Below are 7,431 nucleotides of genomic sequence, written 5' to 3'. Positions count from 1 at the left end.
CGACAATGCTAACTTCCTTCATGGATGCTCTCTCCTCTGAGTGACGTTGCTGCAAACATCACTATGGCACATTGCGATGCCGTCGGGAGGGGGCATCCACTCCATCAGTTCTCAGCGAAAATCAACAGACCAGCTCTCGTTCTGACTGGCGAGGACGACCGCCTTTGTCCACGCGACCGTCACGATCTGATGCACGCCCTGATGCCGCACTCAGACTTGGCGGTTATCGTAGGCGCTGGACACATTCCGACACTCGAACGACCAGACGAAACTACGGCTGCAATTTGCCGTTGGCTGGAGGCCACATGAATACCGATCTTCTCGACATCCTGCGTGGCGCCGACACGCCGACAGTGTGCAACGCCGTCGAAGTGGTGCAGGGCAAGCGCGGTTTTGCGCAATTCACTCGCGGTACTATGATCTCCTCGGCTCCCGGCGAGCCAGCGGTTGTCGGCTATGCTGTCACAGCCAAAATCGCGGCCTTGCGTCCTCCAACCGAGCCAGCTGACGTTATCAAGAATAGGCGGATGTTATATTATCGGGCGATGCACGACGCACAGAAGCCTTCGGTCGCCGTTATAGAAGACATGGATTATCCCCATTGTGTCGGTGCCTATTGGGGCGAAATCAATACGACACTGCACAAGGGTTTCGGAATGTCGGGTGCGCTGACGAATGGAGTAGTTCGGGACCTCGGCGATCTTCCCGGAGGCTTTCCCGTGATAGCAGGCAGTATTGGCCCGAGCCATGGTTTCGTTCATGTTGTCAGCGTTGCAGAGCCGGTCACCATTTTCGGCCTGGAGGTGAGGCAGGGCGATCTTATCCATGCAGATCGCCACGGTGCGCTTGTCGTTCCGGCTGGCGTGGTTTCCGGTCTTGCTGGCGCTATCGCAAGGCTTCGCCAAACCGAAAGGCTCATTCTCGATCCCGCGCTCGGCGGTTGCTTCGATTTCGAAGCGTTCGAACGTGCGTGGGCGGAGTTTGAGAAAGCCAGAACATAGCATATCTGGTGTGGCGACCGGATACAACATAGTTTGCTTCCGTATTGATAGTGGGCATACGCGCGATACTCCGTTGTAACCATTGATGCTTACCCAAACTTAGGATTGTCTGTTGCTATTCTGCTATAGGCACGATCGGTTTCGGAAATGTTAGCTCTCTAAACTGAAGGCTTCACGGCGACAAAAGCAATACCGAGAGAAGGAACGAAGACCAAAACTATTGACACGCCTAATTATTTATTCAACTTTAGAAAATAAATAAGGAGGGGTCGCATGAGCATACACCTCGGCATGGTGCTAAGAATCTTACGCGACGAGGGTCCGCAGTCGCGGGCCGAGCTGGCACGGCGTTGTGGATTGTCAGCCACGACCCTTACGCATCTCACCGCGCAACTGCTCAAGGACGGTTGTATTACCGAAACCGAAGTGCCCGTTCTTCCTTCGGGCTCGCTGGCGCCGGGGAGGCCACCGATCAGTGTGCGTCTGGTCCCGTCAGCTCATTATGTCGCTGGCGTGCATGTCGGCGCCGAGGCTGTGCAGGTGGCAATTTGCGATTTGACGGCACAGATGATTACGAGTGCCGCCTTTGATCACGCTGCAAACGACAATCCGCTGATACTTACGCATCAGATAGCCGGTGTTCTGCGCGATCTCACGCGGAGCAAGGGTATTTCTCTGGGTAGCCTCGTCGGCATCGGCATGGGTGTTCCGGGACCGGTCGATCAGGCACGCCGTCGCAATTTACTGTCGATCAATACCGGCTGGCGCGATGTCGCTTTCGCCGATGCAATGGAAGCCGAACTGAATATTCCAACCGTGGTCGAACAGAATGTTACGGCCATGGCGTTGGCCGAGGCCCATTATGGCATAGGGCAGGGCTGTCCTGCTGTCCTTTATGTTTATCTGCGCACGGGTCTCGGAGCGGGTCTGGTGGTAGACGGTATGCCGTTTCGCCCCGGCGGTCACGGAGCGGTGGAACTGGGACATATCCAGATTGATCCGCAGGGTGAGCTTTGTGCCTGCGGCAATCGCGGCTGTCTGGAAACATTCGTTTCGGAACGCGTGTTGCGGGAGCGTGGTGCTGGCAGTGAAGAGCCACTTCTTGCGGCGGTCGCACGTGACCCAGCACTGCATGACGAGGTTGTCAGCCACTTTACAACTGCGCTTGCCAATGCGGTCAATCTGCTGACACCGGATTTGATCGTGCTCGGTGGACATTTTGCGGAAGCACCAGAGGCTTTCTACGAGCGTTTGCGGTGCGATCTGCCGCCGCGGGTGCTACCGCATATGCGCGATGTCTTGCGGATAGAGCGCGGCGGTTTCGGAGACAATTCTGGTGCAGTGGGCGCAGCTGCGGTTGCATTGGACCACCTGTTTTATTCGGGAGTATCCCGATGAACGCACGTATGACGGGCCTCGGCCTCAATCTTCTTTCCTTTGCAGTGGGGATAGGATGCTGGCACCTCCTCACGGCAACGGGTGCGGTGGTTCTGCCCGGCCCGGTCGATGTGCTCAATCGGGCAGTGACTCTGTTTCTGAACGGCCAGCTCGCGGGGGATATATTCGCCAGTTTGCGCCGGGTTCTCTCCGGTTTTGTGCTTGGCGTGGCGCTTGCAATACCCGTAGGCTTTCTGATGGGGTGGTATCGCATTGCGCGCAGTCTGATTGAGCCATGGGTTCAGTTCTTCCGAATGATTCCGCCGCTGGCAGTGATTCCGCTGGCCATCGTGACACTGGGCATTGATGAATCGCCAAAGATTTTCGTCATCTTTCTTGCGTCCTTCCTGTCTTCAGTCGTGGCAACCTATCAGGGCGTTATTAGTGTGGACCGTACGCTTATCAACGCCGCTCGGGTTCTGGGTGCGAAAGACGCGACAATCTTCGCCCGCGTGATCGTTCCGGCGTCCGTTCCCTTCATTCTGGTGGGCGTGCGCATCGGACTCGGATCTGCCTGGGCGACCGTAGTAGCTGCCGAACTGATCGCGGCCCAGTCCGGTCTCGGATATCGCATGCAACAGGCGCAGCTCTACTACGATCTGCCGACCATTTTCGTGAGTCTTGTCACAATTGGTATCCTCGGGCTGTTCATGGACCGGCTGCTTCAGGCGGCTGATCGTCGCCTGACACAATGGCAGGAGCGGGCATGACACCTAAAATATCCTTCAACAATGTAGTGATGCACTATGGCGGCTTTCTCGCTCTGGATCGGTTGAACCTCGATATTGCCGATGGTGAATTCGTAACGGTGGTTGGTCCGTCCGGCTGCGGAAAATCCACTGCAATGAATATTGCAGCTGGGCTTCTGCGACCGTCGAGCGGTGATATTCTTGTTGGTGACAAGCCGGTTGCTGGTCCCGGGCCAGAGCGTGGGGTCATTTTTCAGCAGTATGCGCTGTTTCCCTGGCTCAGCGTGCGTCAGAACGTCGAATTCGGCCTCAGCATTGCGGGGATGTCGCGCGCAAAGCGGCGTGAAATCTCTGATCATTACCTGTCTCTGGTCGGCCTTACGGATTTCGCCGATGCACTGCCGAAAGCCTTGTCAGGTGGTATGAAGCAGCGCTGCGCCATTGCGCGTGCTTACGCTGCCGCACCTGAAATCCTGCTGATGGACGAACCGTTCGGTGCGCTTGATGCGCTGACGCGTGTGCATATGCAGGACCAGTTGCTGGATGCCTGGAGCCGCGAGCAGCGCACGGTGATGTTCATCACCCATGATGTGGATGAGGCGGTCTATCTCGCAAATCGCGTTATCGTCATGGCGGCCCGCCCTGGCCGGCTGGATCAGATCATTCCGGTCGACCTGCCATATCCGCGCACCGAGGCCATTCGTCTCTCCCCGGAATTTGCAGCCATCCGCAACCGCGTTTGGCATGCCGTCTACCATCAGAAGCCACAAACAGGCCAGCAATCGTCACACGGTCAATAATGAGGAGATGACCAGATGAAAAGACGTGCTTTTCTTGCAATTAGCTTAGCATTAACCCTTTTGCCCACCGCCGCCCTTGCCGACAATATTCGGGTGCGTGTCGGTTATATTGCGGATTACTGGGGCACCAGCATCACGGCGATTGCCAGCGAGCAGGGGCTTTGGGAGAAGCACGGTCTTGAAGCTGACACGCGGGTATTTACCAACGGCCCCATTCAGGTGCAGGCACTTGGTGCCGGTAGCCTTGATTTCGGCTATATCGGCCCCGGCGCGCTGTGGTTGCCTGCGAGTGGCAAGGCCAAGATTGTGGCCATCAATTCGGTGGGGTTTTCAGACCGGGTGATCGCGCAGGAGAGCTTCAAGTCAATGGCCGACCTGAAGGACAAGAAGATTGGTGTCCCAGAAGGCACCTCTGGCGATATGCTGCTCCGGCTCGCTCTAGGCAAGGCAGGGATGAAGCTGGATGATGTTCAGGTCGTCAAGATGGACCCATCTACGGTCGTATCGGCCTTTGCTTCCAAACAAATCGACGCTGCAGGCATTTGGTATCCGTTGATCGGCACGATCAAGGAACATGTTCCCGGTATGGTGGAGCTGGCGGCCAATAGCGACTTCTTTCCGGAGAAAACGTTTCCAAGCGCGTTCATCGCACGCAACGAGATCGTGGCCGAGAATCCAGAGGCGGTGAAGCGTATGATCGCGGTCATCAAGGAAGCCGAGGATTTCCGCACTGCGAATCCGGAGCAGTCCGTCGACATTACGGCAAAGTTTCTCCAGATCGAAAAGACCAATCTGGAGACGGAAGCCAAAAACGGAAAGTCGCTGACGAGTGAGGAACTGGTGAAGCTCACCGGCGACGGATCGGTTAATGGCTGGCTGTCGGGCATGGCCGAGATGTTCGTAACCTTCGGCAAACTGGAAAGCCCGCTCGATCCGGAAGACTATTATCTGGCCGATTATTTCGCTGCGAAATGACGAGTCGCCGCCTGCGCGAAACGAACCACGCGCAGATGGCGGATCCCGGAGCGGCTTTGAATTGTGCAGATAGTTCAGAGCCGCTCAACCCATGCCCGTTGGGCTGTCCCCGCCCTTTCTTCTGCCTACAGGAAATCCACAATGAACGTCCTCTATATCGACATTGACAGCCTGCGCCGCGATCATCTGGGCTGCTACGGTTATCATCGCAATACGTCACCGGTTATCGACGCTATCGCGCGAGAAGGCGTACGGTTTGAAAATATCTATGTTTCGGATGTTCCCTGTCATCCATCGCGCACCGCGCTGTGGTCAGGCAGACACGGTTTTCGCACAGGGGTGGTCGGCCATGGAGGCACGGCCTGCGAGCCTTTTCGGGAAGGTGCGAGTCGCGCATGGGCGGGCACCTTCTATGAAGAAGGCTGGATGAAAGCTCTGCGTGATCTAGATTATCATACCACCACCATATCCAGCTTTGGGGAGCGCCATGGCTGCTGGCATTGGTATGCCGGTTTCAATGAAATCATGAATTGCGGCAAGGGTGGCATGGAAAATGCCGACGAAATCGTGCCGATGGCTATAGACTGGATTGCACGCAATAAGTCACGCAAATGGTTCCTGCATGTTAATCTGTGGGACCCGCATACCCCTTATCGCGTGCCCGAGGAATGGGGTGATCCCTTTGCCGGTGAGCCGCTACCCGAATGGATGACAGAGGAAGTTCTGGCAAGAAGTATTGCTGGATACGGTCCGCACAGCCCACAGGAACCGACCGGGTTTTCTGCAGACAATCCACATGCGCATTACACCAGAATGCCAGCTCCTATAGACTCAATGGAGAAAGCTTCGGCCTGGTTCAACGGTTATGATGCCGGTGTCCGCTACGCAGACGAGCATATCGGCCATTTGATCGCAGCATTGAAGCAACATGGTCTTTATGACGACACGATCATTGTGATCAGTGCCGATCACGGTGAAAATCTGGGTGAACTGAATGTTTGGGGAGATCATCAGACGGCGGATGAATTCACCTGCAACGTACCACTCATCATTCGCTGGCCGGGTCAGGCTCCGGGCGTAAATCACGGACTGCACTATCATTTCGATTGGCCTGCAACATTGATTGACGGGCTGGGAGGAAAAGTGCCGTCGGTTTGGGACGGAAAGTCGTTCGCACCCGCAATGCGTCAAGGCGAGAATGGTGGACGCGATTACCTCGTGCTCAGCCAAGGTGCATGGGTTGTACAGCGCGGTGTGCGTTTCCGGCATCTGGACGAAGATTGGTTGATGCTGCGGACATGGCATGACGGGCTGAAGGATTTCGGGCCTGTCACGCTGTTCAATCTCACATTAGATCCGCATGAGCAGAAGGATCTATCCCAAAGTTGTCCGGATATCGTCGCACATGCCAGCCGTCTGCTCGATGAATGGCATGGCACAATGGCCGAACGTAGCGACCAGGATATCGATCCGCTCATGACTGTTCTACGTGAGGGCGGTCCCTATCATACGCTGGGTGAACTTCCTGCCTATCTCGAAAGGCTTCGCACCACGGGACGGGGCAAGCATGCCGAAGCTCTTTCAGCCCGTCATCCGCAGCGCGATAAGGAAAAGGCTACTTTGCGATAATAGATGGTCGAAACTCGCCGGGTGCGATTTGGCCTGCGAAGCAAAAGTATTTGTAATCCGCGATCGCCGTATTGCGGTGGCTGGAGCATATTTGGTGGCGTCGCCTTACCTGATTTTGCTGAGCGCGGTGATATTCAAGGAGCATGACCGAAGCCTGGCCTGTTCACTTTAGACCTTCGGTTTCCTGCTGAGATCATCGCGCATGCGGTGTGGCTTTGTTATCGATTTCCGCTCAGCTTTCGCGACGTAGAAGACCTGCTAGACGAGCGCGATATTGAGGTTTCGTTCCAGACTGTGTCGGAATGGGCGGCGAAGTTCGGTCTCAAATTCGCTTAACAACTCCGGTGCCACTCGCGCGGTCAGTTCTCCGACAAATGGTATCTTGATGATATGGTGGTTTCCATCAAGGGCAAGAAATGCTGGCTCTGGCGTGCCGTAGATGCCAACGGCTACGTCATAGATGCCCTGCTGCAAAGCCGAAGAAGCGAGCGTGCAGCCCTGCGGCTTATGCGCAAGCTGCTCAAGGGCCAGGGGACTACTCCACGGGTGATGGTCGCCGACAAGCTGCGGTCCTACTCGGCGGCGAAGGCCGAATTGATACCGGGCATCGAACATCGTTCGCATAAAGACGTCAACAACCGTGCCGGGAATTCACACCTTTCCATCCGGCGACGGGAACGACGCATGATGCGGTTCAAGTCGGTACGGCGATGCCAGCGTTTCGTCTCGACCCATAGCCAAATCACCAATCTCTTCCTTCTTCACAGAAAGCATCTCACTGCAAAAGATCATCGAAAGCTTCGTGCTGACGCCATTACAACCTGAAGATATCTCTCCTTGTTGATCGACGCCTGAAAATTCACGTCGATCGCACTATGTTGCACCATTTCGTTAAGGCGA

Annotated in this window: 6 protein-coding genes and 1 pseudogene; all 7 read left to right on the top strand. The window is 55.8% G+C overall.

What is annotated here, in order from left to right; translation table 11 throughout:
- Positions 1 to 305: 305 nt before the first annotated feature.
- The 7 genes and pseudogenes from ACYSN1_RS21435 to ACYSN1_RS21405 all read left to right on the top strand — a co-directional run bounded on the left by ACYSN1_RS21435 (position 306) and on the right by ACYSN1_RS21405 (position 7,356).
- Positions 306 to 1,001, top strand: coding sequence for an RraA family protein (locus ACYSN1_RS21435; RefSeq protein WP_461727517.1), 696 nt, complete (start codon positions 306 to 308; stop codon positions 999 to 1,001).
- A 273-nt stretch (positions 1,002 to 1,274) separates the two neighbouring features.
- On the top strand, positions 1,275 to 2,399 hold the full coding sequence (locus ACYSN1_RS21430; RefSeq protein WP_461727516.1) for an ROK family transcriptional regulator: 1,125 nt from the start codon (positions 1,275 to 1,277) through the stop codon (positions 2,397 to 2,399).
- Positions 2,396 to 3,148, top strand: a complete 753-nt coding sequence (locus ACYSN1_RS21425; RefSeq protein WP_461727515.1) for an ABC transporter permease — start codon at positions 2,396 to 2,398, stop codon at positions 3,146 to 3,148. Before ACYSN1_RS21430 ends, ACYSN1_RS21425 begins: the two co-directional genes overlap by 4 nt.
- Entirely contained in the window at positions 3,145 to 3,927 is a 783-nt protein-coding gene (locus ACYSN1_RS21420) for an ABC transporter ATP-binding protein (RefSeq protein WP_461727514.1), read from the top strand. Before ACYSN1_RS21425 ends, ACYSN1_RS21420 begins: the two co-directional genes overlap by 4 nt.
- A gap of 15 nt (positions 3,928 to 3,942) precedes the next feature.
- Positions 3,943 to 4,902 carry an aliphatic sulfonate ABC transporter substrate-binding protein gene (locus tag ACYSN1_RS21415; protein WP_461727513.1) on the top strand — a complete coding sequence of 320 codons (960 nt, stop codon included), beginning with the start codon at positions 3,943 to 3,945 and terminating at the stop codon, positions 4,900 to 4,902.
- A 141-nt stretch (positions 4,903 to 5,043) separates the two neighbouring features.
- Entirely contained in the window at positions 5,044 to 6,531 is a 1,488-nt protein-coding gene (locus tag ACYSN1_RS21410) for a sulfatase (RefSeq protein ID WP_461727512.1), read from the top strand.
- Positions 6,532 to 6,690: 159 nt separating this feature from the next.
- Positions 6,691 to 7,356, top strand: a pseudogene (locus ACYSN1_RS21405) (IS6 family transposase).
- Positions 7,357 to 7,431: the final 75 nt, after the last annotated feature.

The sequence above is a fragment of the Brucella sp. LJL56 genome, from assembly GCF_054871705.1.
The sequence above is the reverse complement of the archived record's forward strand: the minus strand, read 5'-3'. Positions and strand labels throughout refer to the sequence as shown.

Excerpts from the sequence above, each read along its gene's own strand:
- ACYSN1_RS21420 (WP_461727514.1), top strand. The coding sequence starts at position 3,145 with ATGACACCTAAAATATCCTTCAACAATGTAGTGATGCACTATGGCGGC.
- ACYSN1_RS21430 (WP_461727516.1), top strand. The coding sequence starts at position 1,275 with ATGAGCATACACCTCGGCATGGTGCTAAGAATCTTACGCGACGAGGGT.
- ACYSN1_RS21425 (WP_461727515.1), top strand. The coding sequence starts at position 2,396 with ATGAACGCACGTATGACGGGCCTCGGCCTCAATCTTCTTTCCTTTGCA.
- ACYSN1_RS21435 (WP_461727517.1), top strand. The coding sequence starts at position 306 with ATGAATACCGATCTTCTCGACATCCTGCGTGGCGCCGACACGCCGACA.
- ACYSN1_RS21415 (WP_461727513.1), top strand. The coding sequence starts at position 3,943 with ATGAAAAGACGTGCTTTTCTTGCAATTAGCTTAGCATTAACCCTTTTG.
- ACYSN1_RS21410 (WP_461727512.1), top strand. The coding sequence starts at position 5,044 with ATGAACGTCCTCTATATCGACATTGACAGCCTGCGCCGCGATCATCTG.